13 protein-coding genes are annotated in these 17939 nt (G+C 65.9%); 9 read left to right on the plus strand and 4 right to left on the minus strand.

The window, feature by feature from the left end; genetic code table 11:
• On the minus strand, positions 1 to 2182 hold a 2182-nt coding region (locus tag KJ554_08770; GenBank protein ID MBU0742424.1), incomplete at its 3' end, for a right-handed parallel beta-helix repeat-containing protein.
• A gap of 196 nt (positions 2183 to 2378) precedes the next feature.
• Here KJ554_08770 and KJ554_08775 point away from each other — a divergent pair.
• Genes KJ554_08775 through KJ554_08785 form a run of 3 tightly spaced genes read left to right on the plus strand, consistent with a single transcriptional unit; the run spans position 2379 to position 3446 of the window.
• Positions 2379 to 2942, plus strand: a complete 564-nt coding sequence (locus KJ554_08775) for a hypothetical protein (GenBank protein ID MBU0742425.1) — start codon at positions 2379 to 2381, stop codon at positions 2940 to 2942.
• A gap of 39 nt (positions 2943 to 2981) precedes the next feature.
• Positions 2982 to 3227, plus strand: coding sequence for a hypothetical protein (locus KJ554_08780; protein MBU0742426.1), 246 nt, complete (start codon positions 2982 to 2984; stop codon positions 3225 to 3227).
• A gap of 39 nt (positions 3228 to 3266) precedes the next feature.
• A complete protein-coding gene (locus KJ554_08785; protein ID MBU0742427.1) occupies positions 3267 to 3446 on the plus strand; it encodes a hypothetical protein in 180 nt (59 codons plus the stop codon).
• Between the two features lie 7 nt (positions 3447 to 3453).
• Here the strand turns inward: KJ554_08785 and KJ554_08790 are convergent, their stop codons facing one another.
• Positions 3454 to 4860 carry an MBL fold metallo-hydrolase gene (locus tag KJ554_08790; protein ID MBU0742428.1) on the minus strand — a complete coding sequence of 469 codons (1407 nt, stop codon included), beginning with the start codon at positions 4858 to 4860 and terminating at the stop codon, positions 3454 to 3456.
• A gap of 158 nt (positions 4861 to 5018) precedes the next feature.
• On the opposite strand from KJ554_08790, the gene KJ554_08795 reads away from it, so the two are divergent.
• The 4 genes from KJ554_08795 to KJ554_08810 all read left to right on the plus strand — a co-directional run bounded on the left by KJ554_08795 (position 5019) and on the right by KJ554_08810 (position 10406).
• Entirely contained in the window at positions 5019 to 6035 is a 1017-nt protein-coding gene (locus tag KJ554_08795) for a hypothetical protein (GenBank protein ID MBU0742429.1), read from the plus strand.
• Positions 6036 to 6246: 211 nt separating this feature from the next.
• Positions 6247 to 7173: an FtsH protease activity modulator HflK gene (gene hflK, locus KJ554_08800; protein MBU0742430.1), complete on the plus strand. Its 927-nt coding sequence runs from the start codon at positions 6247 to 6249 to the stop codon at positions 7171 to 7173.
• Entirely contained in the window at positions 7173 to 8108 is a 936-nt protein-coding gene (gene hflC, locus KJ554_08805) for a protease modulator HflC (protein MBU0742431.1), read from the plus strand. Before hflK ends, hflC begins: the two co-directional genes overlap by 1 nt.
• Before the next feature lie 144 nt (positions 8109 to 8252).
• Positions 8253 to 10406, plus strand: a complete 2154-nt coding sequence (locus tag KJ554_08810; GenBank protein ID MBU0742432.1) for a hypothetical protein — start codon at positions 8253 to 8255, stop codon at positions 10404 to 10406.
• Here KJ554_08810 and KJ554_08815 read toward each other — a convergent pair.
• The gene (locus tag KJ554_08815; GenBank protein MBU0742433.1) at positions 10390 to 10887 is read right to left on the minus strand and encodes a GAF domain-containing protein; all 498 of its coding nucleotides are present in this window, start codon (positions 10885 to 10887) and stop codon (positions 10390 to 10392) included. The two genes, KJ554_08810 and KJ554_08815, sit on opposite strands and share 17 nt — an antisense overlap.
• A gap of 69 nt (positions 10888 to 10956) precedes the next feature.
• Positions 10957 to 11895: a CPBP family intramembrane metalloprotease gene (locus KJ554_08820; GenBank protein MBU0742434.1), complete on the minus strand. Its 939-nt coding sequence runs from the start codon at positions 11893 to 11895 to the stop codon at positions 10957 to 10959.
• Positions 11896 to 12156: 261 nt separating this feature from the next.
• Between KJ554_08820 and KJ554_08825 the strand changes: the two genes are divergently transcribed.
• Complete coding sequence (locus KJ554_08825; protein MBU0742435.1) at positions 12157 to 14892, plus strand: hypothetical protein; 2736 nt, start codon at positions 12157 to 12159, stop codon at positions 14890 to 14892.
• 308 nt (positions 14893 to 15200) lie between these two features.
• Positions 15201 to 17939: a hypothetical protein gene (locus tag KJ554_08830; protein ID MBU0742436.1), complete on the plus strand. Its 2739-nt coding sequence runs from the start codon at positions 15201 to 15203 to the stop codon at positions 17937 to 17939.

Raw genomic sequence — 17939 nt, forward strand, 5'->3', positions numbered from 1 at the left:
CGGCGACGCGGCGCCCGCGCGCGTCGTGGATGGACAGATGGACCGGCATCGTTTCCGCGGCGCCGAGCAGGGCCCGCGAGATCGTGAAGCCCACACGCACCGCCGCGCCGGCCGGGTTGGGGGAGACGGCGAGCGCGATGCCGGGGTCGCTGGCGATCGACCCGTCGTGCGCGGCCGTGCCGTGATCGCCGGCCGGGAGGCCGAAGCGCATGGGCGGAGCGCCGGCCTCGTGGGCGCCCATGTCGGGTCCCGCGCCGATGGTCGCCGGGCCGTCGTTGAAATTGGGGATCGGGTCGCCGTCTTCGCGTCCGGGTGCTCCGGGCGCGAGCTGGAAGACGCCGGCTTCGCCGCGGGCGGGCAGGTGCAGATCGCCCCACTCGGGCATGTGGTCCTGCTCGTGGCGGCTGTAGAAACCGTGCGGTTCGTAGAGGCCGTTGTCTGCGAGGGTCACCGACGAGGTGCACGAATCCGCGGCGCAGGTCATCACCCCGTTGAGCATGTCGTAGTCGATGTCGTTGGGTTCGAAGCCCATCTCGATCGCGGCATCCTCCCGGGGGAAGCCGAGGGAATACCATGTCTTGTCCACGACCTGCAGCAGGTTGTTGCGCACGACGAAATTCGACAGCCGGCAGGTGCTCAGGCCGAACTCCACGCCCTGGTCGATCTTTTCGTAGGGCCAGGGGTCCCAGGGGTTCCCGATCCAGCCGTCGTCCATGGGGTCGTTCTCCCGCTGCAGCACCGTGTTGTGCAGGAGGTAGACACGGCCGCTGCCCCAGTAGTTGTCCAGGGTGCCGTTTCCGTCGTGGTCCACGCCCTTGGTCGTCGTCTTGAGGAAGCGGCCGGCGTTCACCTCGGGACGCGGGTTTCCCCAGAAATCCTCCATGCAGCTGCAGGCGTCCGCGCCGGCGATGTCGTCCAGGGTCCCGACATCGTACTTGTCGCTGCGATCGATCACGTTGCGCCAGATGTAGAGCGGTCCCGTCGCCGTGGCGGCGCAGGCGATGCCGGTCAGCGTCCGGTCGGCGTAGTTGCCCCAGACGCGTACGTTGGCGTTGCCGCCTTCCGCCTCGATGGCGTCGTCCCAGACGTTGGCGATCCAGTTGCCGTGGATGTCGGAGTCACGGCCGGGGCAGCCGAAGTAGGAGTAGTTGTCGAGCCCGCCGATGCCGTCGGTGAAATAATTGCCGTTGTCGGAGTAGATCTCGTTGTAGCGGATGACGTTGTTGCCCCAGGGATTGATGATCTCGATGCCGAGCGGGCCCAGGGGATGACAGGGGTCCCAGGGATTGTCCTGGTTGTACTCGCACCAGTTGTTAGAATCGTAATGCGGATCGTGGATTCGGTTGCGCTGGATGACGATCTGTCTGATGCCGAGCGCATCGGGAATGCTGGCCGGCGAGACCCACCGGTCGAAGACGTAGATGCCGGCGCATTCGTCGCCCCAGCCCGTTTCGGAGCTGTGGGTCGTTTCTATGCCCCAGTCGGCGATGTCGCAGTCCTCGATCACCACGTGGTGCGCGTCGCCGGTCACCAGGATGCCGTTGTGGCCGCCGCGCAACGTCAAGCCGCGGATGATCACGTACGGCGCCCTGACCTCCACGCAATGCTGGCCATCCAGGTTGGCCGCCGTGATCTCCCGGACGAACCCCTGCATCGTGTAGACCTCGTAGGCCTCGGGCGTGCCGCCGGCGTTCACCTCGAACGGCGCGCCGACATAGTGGATCGCCGGAGCCTCGGGGAATTCCTCGCTCCAGGTGGTGTCGATGACCGTGGCCGTCGGACCGCCGTCGACGGCCAGTTCGATCTCGTAGCGTGTGCCGGGCGCCAGTCCCACGATGGACCCGCGATACTCGAGCTGGCGCCACGACGGTCCCACGTAGTCGGTCGTGTTGACGCCCACCCGGTCGTCGAACCAGAGATGCAGTCCCTCGCGCCAGGCTCGGGCCGGCCCGTGACCGGGATTCTCGCGGAAGCGCACGGAGCAGGGTCCCGGTGTCTGGCCGCCGGTCGGCCAGTAGATACCGATGGATGCGAAGGTGGGCACGGTTTCGGGATCACCCGGGAACAGGGCCGCGGCCCGGGGCGCGAGAACGACGCACAGGCAAGCCGCCAGCAGGACCGGCGCGACTGCAGGCCAGCGCGATCGAATAAGGGCGTGCAAGGAGTTTGGCCCGGAAGGCATGTCCGATCCCCTCGATTTGTCGCAATGTCAGATTCCTTCGTGAGTATACACCTCCGTGTGCGATGCGGACAAGCGGGCGGGCCGCGGCAACCATCCCTTGATTCGTGCCGGCGGCGTCGACTATCCTCGCCGCCGCGTCGGGAACCGAAACCGACGCGACCCCGCCCGCCTGGATTCGTTCGGAAGGAGCAGACCCATGGAATTCCTGACCGTCCTCTGGTTGCCGATCCTGCTGTCCGCGGTTCTCGTCTTCGTCGCCAGCTCGATCATCCACATGGTCCTGAAGTATCACAACAGCGACTACGGCCTGCTGCCCGGCGAGGACGCCGTTCTCGCCACCATGCGCGAACAGGGCGTCGGCCCCGGCATGTACGCCTTTCCCCGCGCGAGTTCCCTGAAGGAGATGGGCGAACCGGGGATGATCGCCAAGTACGAACAGGGTCCCGTCGGGTCCATGACGGTCGGCCCGAACGGTCCCCCGGCCATGGGCAAGAGTCTCTTCCTGTGGTTCCTTTACGCGGTGCTGATCGGTGTCTTCGCGGGTTACCTGGGCTTCGTGACCCGCGGCCCCGGCGCGGAGTATCTGGCCGTCTTCCGGATCACCGGCACGGTCGCCGTGCTGGGTCACGCCGTCGGTTACCTGGTCGACGGCATCTGGAAGGGCGTGTCCTGGGGCAGCGTCTTCAAGAACGTGTTCGACGGCCTTATCTACGGACTGCTCACCGCCGGGACCTTCGCCTGGCTGTGGCCGGAGATCTAGCCCGGGTTGATCGTGAATCGCCGGCTGCGGAGGCGCAGGATGAGATCCCTATTCCCGGTGCTGTTGATTTCCATCGCGGCCGGTTGCACCGCCAAGCCGCCGTCCCCGCCTCCGTCCGCCACGCCGCCCCTGGCCGGACCTCCGCCGGGGATCGTCCTGATCGCCGCCCACGAGGCCGCCGGCCCGGACGAGACCGTGCTGCTGTCGTTGAGCAACACCCTGGATCACTTCATCAGGATCGAACCCATCTGCGATATCGAGGTGCAGGTCCAGGTCGACGGCTAGTGGACCGATCTGTGGCGCCCCGACTGCACGCGCGTGCGCGTGCGCCCGCAGCCCCTGGCCGCCGGTCAGACGTGGACCGGTGAGATGCCGGTCGCCCCCTGGCGGGAGGCGGCGGCGGCGGCGGGCGGCCGCGTGCGGGTGGCGGTCAAGGCCTGGGGCGAGGGCATTCCCCTCGGCTACGTCGTTTCCGACGCCTTCCTCATTCCGTCGCGTCGCTGAGAGGGCGTCAAGCCAACGTCACCGATTCCAGGTACTCGGGGGCGGACGCCGCGTAACCCAGCCGCGAGCCGACGCGTTCGACGAAGGGTTGCGAGGCATCCGGTTCCCCGTGGGTCACGAAGACCCGGCGCGGGGGAGTCTGAAGGCCCGAAAGCCAGCGCAACAGGTCGCTCTGGCCCGCGTGGGCGGAGAAGCCGTGGATCTGCTCGATTCTCGCCCGGACGCGATGGCCACGGCCGAAGATGCGCACCTCCTCGTCGCCGTCGAGGATTTGGCGGCCCAGGGTGCCCGAGGCCTGGTAGCCGATGAACAGGATCGTGCTCTCGGGCCGACCGATGTTCTGCACCAGGTGATGCTTGATCCTCCCCGCCGTGCACATGCCCGACCCCGCGATCACGATCACCGGCTCCTCGATGTCGTTGATGGCCATCGATTCCTGGCGCGTGCGGCAGAGGGTCAGGCCGGGGAAATCGCACGGATGCTCGCCGCTCAGGATCACGGCCACGGTCTTCTCGTCGAACAGCTCGCGGTTGCGTCTGAAGACCTCGGTCACGGTGATGGCCATGGGGCTGTCCACGAAGACGGGTATGCGCGGGATCTCGTGGGCGTAGAGCAGCCCGCTCAGGTGGTACAGCAGATCCTGGGTGCGCCCGACCGCGAAGCTCGGGATGATCAGGTTGCCGCCGGCACGGTGCGTCTCCTTGACCACCCGCGCCAGCCTTTGCGGGATGTCGCCGGCGTCCTCGTGGTCCCTGTCGCCGTAGGTCGACTCCACCACCACGTAGTCGGCCTGTCGCGGCTCGACCGGATCGCGCAGGATGGGCATGCCCCAGGGACCCAGATCTCCCGAGAACACCAGCGTGCGCCGCTCGCCGCCGGCGCCGACGGTCAGGTGCACCGAACCGGCGCCCAGGATGTGCCCGGCCGGCACGAAGGTCGCATCTATCCCCTCGGCGATACGGACCGGAACATCGAAGCCGGTCGGTCGGAGCCTCTCGATGGCCCGCTCGGCGTCGGCTTCGGTGTAGAGCGGTCGTGCGGGCCGCACGTCCAGTCGCTTCTCCCGCGCGTGTCGCTTGCGCTTGTACGAGGCGTCCTCTTCCTGGATGCGCCCCGAATCGGCCATCACGATGCCGGCGATATCGGCGGTGGCCCGGGTGCAGTGCACCGGCCCCGCGAATCCCTCGCGCACCAGCCGCGGCAGCAGCCCGCAGTGGTCCAGGTGGCCGTGGGTGAGCAGCACGGCGTCGATTTCCGCCGCCGGCACGGCGAAGGGTTCCCAGTTGCGCGCCTTGAGGCCCCACTCCTGGAACAGCCCGCAGTCCACGTAGAAGCGGCGGCCGGCGGTTTCCACCAGGTAGCGCGAACCGGTGACGTTACCGGCGGCGCCGCAGAACGTAAGCTTGATCTCCACGACAACTCCTTCGGTGATGTCGGATACCCGTTTCACCCCGGCCGGGGTACTCGGGATCATGATGCTATTGCAAACACCAGGCTATGCTGATAAAATTGCACATTGGAGACAATTGGCGATGTCATGCAATTTGTCGGGCTGACTCGGGGGGGAATGCCATGCGTCGCGTTTCAATCGTCTTGATCGTATTGCTCGTCGGGTCGTATGCGGCCCGGGCCGCGGGACCTCTGAATCTGACCGGTTTCCACCTGGAGCCGATGGACGGGGTCAACACCTTCCCGGACGCGGGATATGTCACGGAATCCGCCCACTCGACGCCCTGCGGCTGTGGCGGGACCACCTCGGACCAGATCGACGAGAGCTCGGCCTATCACTACTTCTTCGACACCGAACCGTTCGTCGACACGCCGCTGGTCGGCGGCCAGTGCATGGACATCCGCCACCTGTGGCTCGCCTGGGATACGACCCACTTCTACGTGGGCGTGCAGGGGCCCAACGAGCTGTGGGAGCGCGGCGACCTCTTCGTCGCCATCGACACCGACAACGCCACCGGCGCGGTCACACTGGACGCGCCCTGGGCCAAGCGGGTGGATTTCTGCGGCTGGGATCCCGAATTCTTCATCGCCGTCGAAGCCCCCGTCGGCACCGGCGGCTACGCCGCCCTCACCGACGCCGCCGGCGGTCAGATCAAGCAGTTCACCGGCGGCGTGGATGCGGCCGACTCGGGCTGGATCGCCTGCGACCAGGGGGGCATGTACTACGAGTTCGCCGTGGCCTTCGCCGACGTGGGCCTTCCCACCCCCCCCGTGGGCGGACAGGTCAACTTCGCCCTGTACACCACCTACGAGGACGACGGTTTCGACACCTACGACACCGGCCCCGGCTGCGGCCAGGCCGCGGTCTGGGAGGAGCTGGGCGATTATCCCTACGACGCGGACCATTGCGGCGGCGAGGTCGATTGCGTCACCGGGCTGGCCGACCTCTGCGGCGCGGCCGAATCCGACGACGGGTTGCTGGCCGGCATCGCCACGGCCGACCGCTACCCCGGCTCCGACAACACGCCGCACGACATCGACACCATCCAGGAGTACTACGGAATCACCAACTTCGGCGCGGAATACCCCATCCCGACCGAACTGCGCAACTGGGGGGACGTGAAGGCCTTGTACCGCTAGCGGCCACAACCGGCCCCCTTCGGCGACCGTCCCGCGGGATGGCCGCCCTTTTTCCGTAAAAAACCGTCGTTCCCCTGAGGTCTCACATGCACTATGCTGCCCGCGTCGTCGGGAGACTATCCTCCCGCGGAGAGGAGTTGTCATGAACGGGCAAGGGGGGGATGGCCCCAGGGACATCCCCGAGATCAGGATTCCGCAGATCAAGGCAAGTATGATACAGCGCGGCGTGATCGTGCTGCTGGTGGTGGTGGCCGCGCTGACCAGTTTCTACACGGTCGGGCCCGAGGAGACGGGCCTGGTCCTGCGCTTCGGCAAGTACGTGCACGCCACCGAGCCAGGCCTGCATTTCAAGCTGCCCTACGGGATCGAACGCGTCATGAAGGTGCCCATCCAGCGCCAGCTCAAGGAGGAATTCGGTTTCCGCACGGTGCGCGCGGGCGTCCAGAGCCAGTATTCGACCCGTCCCTACGCCGACGAGTCGAATATCCTGACCGGCGACCTGAACGCCGCCGTGGTCGAGTGGGTGGTCCAGTACCGGGTGGTCGATCCCTACCGCTACCTCTTCCGCGTGCGCAACGTGGGCGACACCTTCCGCGACATGACCGAGGCCGTGATGCGCCAGGTCGTGGGCGACCGCACCGTCAACGAGGTGTTGACAATCGGCCGCGCCGAGGTGGCCCTGCGCGTGCAGAGCCACTTGCAGGAGCTCTGCGACCAGTACGAGACGGGGATCAAGGTCGAGCAGGTGGTCCTGCAGGACGTGAACCCGCCCGATCCCGTGAAGCCCTCCTTCAACGAGGTCAACGAGGCCCAGCAGGAGATGTCCCGCCTCATCAACCAGGCCCAGAGCGAGTACAACAAGGTGGTGCCGCGCGCCCGCGGCGAGGCCCAGCAGACCATCCAGGAGGCCGAGGGCTACCGGATGGAGCGCGTCAACCACGCCCGCGGCGACAGCGCCCGCTTCGTGGCGCTCTTCGAGGCCTACCGTCGCGCGCCCGAGGTCACGCGCAAGCGCATCTACCTCGAGACCATGAGCGAGGTTTTGCCCAAGGTGCGGAACAAGGTGATCGTCGACGGGGACCTGAAGTCGGTGCTGCCGCTGCTCGACCTGGGCAGGGCGAAGGGAGGTGAGCGGTGATGAAGATCGGCATGGGCATCATCATCGTCATCCTGTTGTTGGTCTTCGCCAACACGTTCTACGTGGTCAAGGAGACCGAGCAGATCATCATCACCCAGTTCGGCAAGCCGGTGGGGGACCCCGTCAACACGCCGGGCCTCAAGGTGAAGGTGCCGTTCATCCAGACGGCCCACCGCTTCGATCGGCGGTTCCTTGAGTGGGACGGCGATCCCAACCAGCTGCCGACCAAGGACAAGCGCTTCATCTGGGTCAATACCTACGCGCGCTGGCGCATAACCGACCCGTTGCTCTTCTTCCAGCGCCTGCGCGACGAGCGCGGCGCCCATTCGCGCCTGGACGACATCCTCGACGGCGAGACGCGCAACGCCATCGCCAATTACGAGGTGGTGGAGGTCGTGCGCTCGACCAACCGGGAGCCCGAGCGCAGCAACCTCGTCGCCGAGGAGCAGGTGGTCCTCGACGATATCCGCCACGGGCGCGAGAAGATCCGCATGGAGATCCTCACCAACGCGCAGAACCGCACCTCGGATCTGGGCATCGAGATCCTCGATATCCAGTTCAAGCGCATCAACTACGTGGACGAGGTGCAGCGCAAGGTCTACGAGCGGATGATCGCCGAGCGCCGGCGCATCGCCGACCGCTTCCGCAGCGAGGGGGAGGGCGAGGCGTCCCGCATCAGCGGCGAGAAGGACCGCGACCTGCTGAGGATCCAGTCCGAGGCCTACCGCACCGCCGAGGAGATCCGCGGCGACGCCGACGCCACGGCGACGGGCATCTACGCCGCCGCCTTCAACCGGTCGGCCGAATCGCGCAACTTCTACGAGTTCCTCAAGACCATGGAGAGCTACCCGGCCACGCTGGACGAGAACAGCACGCTGGTCCTGTCGACAGACGGGGAGTTCTACAAGTTCCTCACCGCGACGGACGGGAGGTAGGCATCGCTCCGAGCCAGAGACCGGCGGTCCTTTCCGGGGGGAAGGGACCGCCTCCTTATTATCGTCATCCGTCAACTGGTTGAAGCCGGCGCGATGCCGTATACTGAGGGTGCCCTTCTCACCGCCCTCGGGAGTGACATGGCCTTGGCTCGCATACGGCGCTTCGTGCATATCGTCCTGTCGGCCGCCGCGCTGGGAGGAGCGGTTCCCTGCGCCGCCTTCGAACTTCCCAACGAGGCCGTCAACTTCAAGGCGCTGGGACACTGGCCCAACGGCGCCTGCTACGCGGCCTGCGCCCTGGGCAACACCGTGGTGACCGGCAACGGCGCGGCCCTGGAGATCGTCTACTTCGGCGACGCCGGCGATCCCGTGCTCGTAGGCCGTACGGTGCTGCCCAGCGAGGTGTACGCGATCGCCGTCGTCGGCCACTACGCCTACGTGGGCGTCATCGACTACGGCCTGGTGATCGTCGACATCTCGCGCCCCGACAATCCGCAGCAGCTTTCGCTCCATCCGTTCCCCTCGCGGGTCTACGAGATCGAGGTGCGCGACGATTTCGCCTACCTGGCGGTCGGCTACGCCGGGTTGCGCATCCTGGATGTCAGCAACCGCGCCCTGCCGCTGGAAGTGGCGCGCTACACGACCGAGAATTCCGTCCTCGAGGTGGACCTGGACGGGGATACGGCCTACCTCTCCTACGGCGCGGGCGGCCTGCACGTGCTGGACATCGGCGATCCCCGCCATCCCCAGCTCATCTCGGCCACGATGCCCTGGCCTTTCATCACGGGCCTGAGCGTCTCCGGCGACCATCTGTTCTGCGCCTTGAGCAATGCCGGCCTGGGTGTCCTGGACATCAGCGACCCCGCGGCGCCGCAACCGGTGCTCACCGTACCCATCTCCGGCATCGTGTGGGATACGGTGCTGGACGGACACCTCCTCTACGTCACAGGCTTCAGCTGCGGGTTCAACGTGTTCGACGTGCTGGTGCCCACCGCTCCCGTCTATCGGGGCGGGTTGCTGTATGCCAGCAGCCTGAAGACGGCGGTCGGCCACGACATGCTCTACGTTCCCACCAGCCCCAACGGCCTGAGGGCAGTCAGGATCACGGGCGACGGCCCGCCCATCGAGTTCGGGAGGTACGACGAGGGCGGGCACAGCATGAAGATGGACCTGGTCGACGGCACGGCCTACATCGCGGCCCGCTACGACGGCCTGCGCATCCTGGACGTCAAGGATCCCGCCCGCATCCGCGAACTGGGGCACTGGTACACGAACCACGCCCGCGACGTGAAGGTCGACGGCGATCTCGCCTTCGTGGCCGCCGAGCAGGACGGACTGCGGGTGCTCGACGTGAGCGACCCGTCCGCGCCGGTCGAGATCGGCCATCTTTATTCCCCCTACGCCAGCGGCGTCGTGAAGCGCGGCAACACCCTGTTCCTCGCCGACCGCGTGATAGGCATGCTGTCCATCGACGTCTCGGATCCCACGCAGCCCGAGGTCATCGGCTCCTACCAGACGATAGGCGAGACCCTGCTGGACATCGCGGGCCGGGACTCCTACCTGTACCTGGCGTATGGGCACAACGGCCTGCGCATCCTGCGCGTCAACAACCCGGCCGCGCCCCTGTTTCTCGCCAACCTGGACACCGACGGCTTCAGCCAGGGCGTCGACGTGCAGGGCGATCTGGTGGCTGTCGCCGACGGCGCCACGGGAGTCCGCCTGGTCCACGTCGGCAACCCCTCGTCCCCCATCGAATTGGGCCGCTACGACACCAAGGGGAACGCGGCCGGCCTCGACATCCAGGGAGAGCACCTGTACGTGGCTTCGTATCCCTACGGTCTGATCGTCCTGGACATCAAGGATCCCACGGCGCCCGCGTGGGCAGGGAGCTTCGATACGGCGGGAACGGCGCAGAGCGTGGTGGCGCGGCAGGACCTGATCTACCTGGTGGACATGGAGGACGGCCTGTGGATCCTGGATCACGACGAGGCCACGGGCGTCGACGAAGGCGCCGCGCCGCGCCGGCCGCTGCTGCTGGCGGCCCATCCAAATCCGTTCAATCCGACGACCCGCTTCACGTTCATGTTGCACGCCCCGGGGCGCGCCGAGCTCGCCATCTACACGCCGGACGGCCGCCGGGTGGCCCGGCCGCACGACGCGACCCTGCCCGCCGGCGAACATGCCCTGACGTGGCAGGGGACGGCGGACGACGGTCGTCCCCTGCCCAGCGGCGTCTATCTGGCCAGGTTGATGTCCGGGGGCGTGAAGGACCTGCTCAAGATCACGCTGGTTCGTTAGCCTGCCAGTCGTCCGTGAGGATCATGGCGACGATGCGCTCGAGGCCGATCCTGTCCACCTCGCCGAAGGCGTCCGGCGATTCCGAGTCCACGTCGAGAACGCCGACCACCTCGCCCGCCGCGTCCAGCAGGGGCACCACGATCTCGCTCCGCGAGCGCGCATCGCAGTCCACGTGACCCGGGAAGGCGTGCACGTCGGGCACGATCAGCGTCTCGCCGCGTTCGACGCCGGCCCAGCAGACGCCCTCCTCACCCTCCAGCACGGCGCAGGCCAGGGAACCCTGATAGGGGCCGACCAGGAGCTCGTCGTCGTTCAGCAGGTAGAAGCCCGTCCAGAAGAAGTGGGGCATCTTGTGGTGCAGGACCGCGACCGCCGTGGCCATGCGCGCCAGGGGGTCGTCGGTCTTCAGGAACAGTTCGGCCAGCTGGCCGGCGATGCGCGCGTAGCGATCGGCGCGGGCCGTGCTCGATTCCCCGGTCATCCTTCGCCTCCTGCCTGAGGACGGGTCGGCTCACACGATATCATCGTCTGTGGTGGCTGCCCACGTCGATCAACGCCGGATGAGCTGCAGCAGGGCCGTCAGGTTCATCAAAAGGGCCACGCCCATGTGGATGGCGGTGCCACCCAGGATGCAGCGGCTCTCGTAGGCGATCACGCCCAGGATGTAGCCGCCGAACACCGATCCCAGCGCTTCGGGCATGGGTTTGCCGAAATGCCACACGGCGTAGAGGCAGACCATGGGCAATATCGCGCTGCGGCCCAGCCAGCGCACCAGCCCGAGGACCATGAAGCCGCGGAAGAACACCTCCACGCCCACGAAGCGCAGGGCGTAGCATGCCTCGTGCAGGCCGTAGGTGAGGGCGGTCGGCCAGCCCAGGGCCGTTTCGACCGGTCCGGGCCGGTAGATGGGGTAGGTCCGCAGGAACGCGGGCTGGAACGAGGCCCAGACGATCGGTGCCGTCATCATCAGGAGCATGGCCAGATACGGTTTCCAGTCGAAACGACGGCGCGAGAAGCCGTACAGGTCTTCCTGTTCGTGGTCCCAGAACCGTCGCAGGATCACCAACGGCAGGATGAAGGCCACCGCCCGCACCAGGTTGACCAGGCATTTCTCCAGGTACCGGACGGCGGATCGCGGCAGGTCCAATCCGTCCACCAGCGCCGGCGACAACGCGATGGCGGTGCGGTTCAGGGCCAGCAGGACCAGCGCCAGGGAGGAATAGATCCAGAAGCGCCGCGATCGGGGCAAGGGAACGCCCGTGAACGCCGCCTGCAGCAGCAGGGCGCCCCCGTAGGGCACCGCGTAGAAGGCTAGGTACATGGGGATCTCGATCCAGGTGCCGGGATGGGCGTTCATCACCGTGCGCTTGAAGTCCGTGCCGTAGTTGTAGATGAAGGCCGCGGCCAGCAGGACCGCGAGCAGCAGGTGCAGGCCGGGATGGGCGTGATGGCGCAGGTGCAGCCGCAGATATCCGACGATCTCGCGCAACGAGCCTCCTGTCACGGAGTTGAAGGAACGTACAGGAAAGCACATTCGTCGGATTTCGTGAAGAAAAGTCCGGTCCCCTTGTAACCGACCCCCGATTCGGGTTAGGATGGTCACAGTCGTGAAAGTGTCGCCAGGGAGGACGCGATGCTTTTTTCCGTAAGCCTACGGGCGCATGTCAAACAACGGGAAGGAGCGCCAATCTCTTCATGAATGCGGCCGGTGCTCATCGTGCCGCACCATTCCATCAAGGGGGGTCGAAAAATGTCCCGTTCTCGTGCACCTGCTCTCGCGCTGCTGCTTCTGCTGCTGGCGGCGCCCACTCTCGCGGACTGGCACCCGCAAATGCCCTTCAAGTGGGTCCAGTTCCCCGACCTCAGTCCCATGGGCATCGACATCAACGCATCGCGACAACCCATGGACTACATCCTCGCCGACGACTTCGAGTGCACCGAAACCGGTCGCATCACGGGCATCCACATCTGGGGCTCGTGGTACCAGGACCACTTTCCTTTCTACGAGTGGCCCGAAGGCGTCACCTTCACCCTGAGCATCCACGCCGATATTCCCGCCAATCCTCCGGAGCACAGCAGGCCGGGCGAGGTGCTCTGGTACAAGGAGTTCCTGCCCGGCGACTTCGTCGCTCAGATCTGGGAGGAAGGCATCCTGGAGGGCTGGATGAACCCGCCTGCGGACTACTACTTCCCGGGCGACACCGTGTGCTGGCAGTACAACTTCGCCATACCGTCCAGCGAGGCCTTCCTGCAGGAGGGCACGCCCGACCAGCCCATCGTCTACTGGCTGGACGTGAAGGCCGTCCCGGAGGATCAGGAGGCCTACTTCGGCTGGAAGACGTCCCTGGATCACTGGAACGACGACGCGGTCTTCGGCGTGGGCAGCGAGCCGTACCCCGGACCGTGGTCCGAGTTGATCTATCCGCAGGGGCATGAGATGGTCGGCCAGTCCATCGACCTGGCCTTCGTCATCGCGGGCGAGGATCAGATCGACGAGCTGGACCTCGGCGACGCGCCCGACGCGGCCGGCGCCCTCGGCTATCCGACGCTGCTGGCCAACAACGGCGCCCGCCACTTGATCGTGGCCAACATCTTCCTGGGCATGAGCATCGACGCCGAGCCCGACGGCCAGCCCGATCCCAACGCGCTGGGCGACGACAACGACGGCAACGACGACGAGGACGGCGTGGTGTTCACCACGGCGCTCGTTCCGGGACAGCCGGCCAACGTCGACGTGACGGCTTCGCAGCCCGGCTACCTGCACGCCTGGATCGACTTCAACAGCAACGGCAACTGGTCCGAGGCAGACGAGCACGTCTTCGCGGGCATGGCGCTGCTGGGCGGTCTGAACACCCTGACCTTCAACGTCCCGGCTGCGGCCGCGTCGGGCCAGACCTTCGCCCGCTTCCGTTTTTCCACCTCGACAGTCGTGTTGCCCTTCGATGGCAGCGCCTCCGATGGCGAGGTGGAGGACTACGAGGTCGCGATCGAGGACGTCCAGGACATGCTCGACTGGGGCGACGCGCCGGACGACCCCACGGGGATGCCCGGCTACCCGACCTATTCCTTCAACAACGGCGCCAATCACATGATCGTGCCCGGGTTTTTCCTGGGTAATCTGATCGACGCCGAAATCGACGGCCAGCCCGACGCCACGGCCACCGGCGACGACATCGCCATCCTGGACGACGAGGACGGCGTGACCTTCACGAGTCCGCTGTATCCCGGCTACCCGGCGACCGTCGACATCGTCGCCTCGGCGCCCGGATTCGTGGACGCCTGGGTCGACTTCGATCTCAACCTGAGCTGGCTCGAAGCCACGGACTACATCCTGGCCTCGGTGCCGGTCGTCACGGGCGTCAATACCTTCACCTTCAACGTGCCGGCGAGCGCGCCTCCCGGCATCAACACCTTCGCGAGGTTCCGCTTAAGCTCCATGGGCGGCCTGCCGTTCACCGGGCCGGCCCCGGACGGCGAGGTCGAGGACCATCTGATCTTCATCGACGACAAGTACGTCATGAAGTGGATCCAGCCGCCCGACCTGAGTCTCATGGGCATCGACGTGGCCGCGTGCACCGCTTTCTCCGGCGAGGATTACCTCCTGGCCGACGACTTCCTGTGCACGCAGACCGGTCCGGTGACCGACTTCCGCATCTGGGGCTCGTGGCTGGGCGACTACCTGCCGTTCGGACTGGATCCCAAGGGCGTGAGGTTCGTCCTCAGCATCCACCGGGACATCCCGGCGGGCGAGCTTGAACAGTGGAGCATGCCGGGCGAGATCCTGTGGTGGCACGAGTTCGGCCCCGCCGACTTCGGCGTGGAGATGTACGCCGGCGACATCGAAGAAGGCTTCATGTACCCGCCGGAGGACTACATCATGCCGGGCGACTGGACCTGCTGGCTCTACAAGTTCCACGTGGATCCGCACCTGGCCTTCCATCAGGAAGGCACGGAAGTCGATCCGGTCATCTACTGGCTCGACCTCAAGGCGTTCCCCCTCGATCCCGAGGCCCAGTTCGGCTGGAAGACCTCGCTGAACCACTGGAACGACGACGCGGTCTGGGGCATGGGCGCCGAGCCCTATCCCGGCCCGTGGTTCGAGCTCCGCTATCCGCCGAACCACGAGATGTGGGGCCAGTCCATCGACCTGGCCTTCGCCATCATGGAGGACGTGATCACGGCCGTGCCCGACCAGGACACGCCCGAGCGCGTCGGCCTGCACCAGAACGTGCCGAACCCCTTCAACCCGCGCACGGAGATCAAGTACGACCTGCCCGCCACCGGCGGTCAGGTGCGTCTGGACATCTTCGACGTGATGGGCCGCAGGGTACGCACGCTGGTGGACGGCTTCGTGGCCGGCGGGCCGCGGACGGCCGTCTGGGACGGCCTCGGCGACGACGGCCAGGCTCTGCCGACCGGCGTCTACTTCGCCAACCTCTATACGGACGGTACCCGCAAGACCGTCAAGATGGTCCTGCTGCGCTGACGGGAGGTCCGCGCACCCCGACCGGGCCCCGGAGGCGACTCCGGGGCCCGTCTTTTTCGCCGCCACGCCACTACGACCCATGAATGGTCCGGGTCGCGGCTGTGGGGTGTTCGAGTAAGGCCCGTCCCCTCGTTACCATCGTTTGTGTTAGTATACTCGTAGCTGAAAAAGGCTTTGCCAGCTTAGTTGCGGCGCATTCTTGCAGTCGGCCCATGGACTTCCGCCAAACAACAGGAAGGAAAGCCAATCTCTTCATGATCGTGGCCGGCATTCGTCGTGTCGCGCTATTTCACCAAGGGGGGTCGATCATGTCACGTACTGGTGCATCAGCCCTCGCGTTGCTGGTCTTGCTGCTGGCGGCGCCCGCCCCTGCGGACTGGAACCCGGAGATGTCCGCCAAGTGGGTCCAGTTCCCAGACCTCAACATCACCGCCCTCGACGTCAGCTGCTCACCGCCCATCCACTACTACATTCTCGCCGACGACTTCGAGTGCACCGAAACCGGTCGCATCACGAAAATCCACATCTGGGGGGCGTGGTACAATGATCATTATCCGTTCTTCGAATGGCCAGATAGCGTCACCTTCACCTTGAGCATCCATACCGACATCCCCGCTGATCAGAACCCGGACGGCTACAGCATTCCCGGCGAAGTGCTCTGGCACCACGAGTTCCAGCCCGGCGAATTCAGCTCCCGTGTCTGGCCGGCAGGTTTGCTGGCGGGTTGGATTTTCCCGTCCTTCATATACGATCCCGATGGCTCCAACGTGTGCTGGCAGTATAACTTCGACATCCCCCCCGACGAGGCCTTTCTGCAGGTAGGTACGCCAGGACAGCCCGTCATCTACTGGCTGGACATCAAGGCCGTCCCGGAGGACCCGGAAACCGCCTTCGGCTGGAGGGCATCGCTGGACCACTGGAACGACGACGCGGTGTGGGGCAGCGGCAGCGAGCCGTATCCGGGGCCGTGGAGCGAGCTGATCTATCCGGCGCAGCACGGGCTGGGCGGCCAGTCCGTCGACCTGGCCTTTGTCATCGTGGGCGAGGAACAGCCCGACCCGGACGACTTCGGCGACGCGCCCGACGCGGTCGGCGCCCACGGCTTTGCGACTCTGCTGGCCAACAACGGAGCCCGTCACGACATCGATGCCGACTGGTACCTGGGAGCCGGCGTCGATTCCGAACCCGACGGCCAGCCCGATCCCAACGCCTTGGGCGACGACAACGACGGCAACGACGACGAGGACGGGGTGGTTTTCAACTCCGCCCTCATCCCGGGATTGCCCACCACCATCGATGTGACTGCCCAAGGTGGGGGGTACTTCTATGGTTGGATCGACTACGACATCGACGGCGACTGGGCCGATGCCGATGATGAGGTCTTCTTAGGAGAGAATGTGGTCTCTGGCGTCAACACCCTGACCTTCATCGTGCCTTTGAGTGCCTCACTCGGCACTACTTTCGCGCGCTTCCGCTTAACCCCATTAGCCGCTGTAATCTCCTTCGACGGCCACGGCTACTCTGGCGAGGTGGAGGACTACCAGGTCGAGATCGTGGATGCCCAGGAAACGCTCGACTGGGGCGACGCGCCCGACGGACCCGGCGCCCTCGACTATCCGACCTTGCTGGTCAGCAACGGCGCCAACCACTTCGTCGTACCAGGTTTCTTCCTGGGCGGCCAGATTGACACCGAGAACGATGGACAGCCCGACGCTACGGCTACCGGCGACGACAACGCCGGTCTGGACGACGAGGACGGCGTGACCTTCACCAGTCCGTTGTATCCCGGCTACCCGGCGACCGTCGACATCGTCGCCTCGGCGCCCGGTCTCGTGGACGCCTGGGTCGATTTCGACCTCAACCAGAGCTGGCTCGAAGCCTCGGACCACATCCTGGCCTCGGTGCTGGTCGTACCCGGTGTCAACACCTTCATCTTCAATGTGCCGGCGAGCGCACCGCCGAACACTGATACCTTTGCGAGATTCCGCCTCAGTTCCCTGGGCGGCCTGCCGCCCGACGGTCCGGCCCAGGACGGCGAGGTCGAGGACTACCTGATCATGATCGACGACAAGTACGTGATGAAGTGGCTCCAGAGTCCCGACTTTGGTCTCTCGGGCATCGACGTGGCCGCGTGCATGGCGTTCTGGGGCGATGATTATCTCCTGGCCGATGATTTCCATTGCACTTGGGAGGGGCCGTTGACCGACTTCCACATCTGGGGCTCGTGGCGGGACGACCTCCTACCCTTCACCGAGGACCCGACGGCGGTGCGGTTCGTGCTCAGCATCCATGCGGACGTTCCCGACGGACAGATAGCAGAATACAGCATGCCTGGCGATGTCCTGTGGTGGTACGAGTTCGACCCCGGCGAGTTCGAGGTGGAGATGTACGCCGGCGACATCGAGGAGGGATGGATGTACCCGCCCGAGTTGTACGAAATGCCGGGTGATTGGACCTGCTGGCTCTACAAGTTCCATATCGATCCGCACCTGGCCTTCCAACAGGAAGGTTCTGGGCTCGAGCCGGTGGTATACTGGCTCGACCTCAAGGCGTTCCCCTTGGACGGCAATACCCAGTTCGGCTGGAAGACGTCTCTGGATCACTGGAACGATGATGCGGTCTGGGGCCTGGGCGAGGAGCCCTATCCCGGCCCGTGGTTCGAGCTGCGCTATCCGCCCGGGCACGTGCTGGGGGGGCAATCCATCGACCTGGCCTTCGCCATCATGGAGGACATGATCACGGCCGTGCCCGAGCAGGGTCGGCCCGAGCGTGTCGGTTTGCACCAGAACGTGCCCAACCCCTTCAACCCGCGCACGGAGATCAAGTACTACGTGCTCGCCGACGGCGGCCAAGTGCGTCTGGACATCTTCGACGTGATGGGTCGCCGGGTGCGCACGCTGGTAGACGGCTTCGTGTCAGGCGGTACGCAGACGGCCGTCTGGGACGGTCTCGACGACGACGGTCTGGCCCTGCCGACCGGCGTCTACTTCGCGAACCTGTATACGGATGGCGCCCACAAGACCGTCAAGATGGTCCTGCTGCGGTAA

The sequence above is a fragment of the bacterium genome (genome assembly GCA_018814885.1).
GTDB lineage: Bacteria > Krumholzibacteriota > Krumholzibacteriia > LZORAL124-64-63 > LZORAL124-64-63 > JAHIYU01.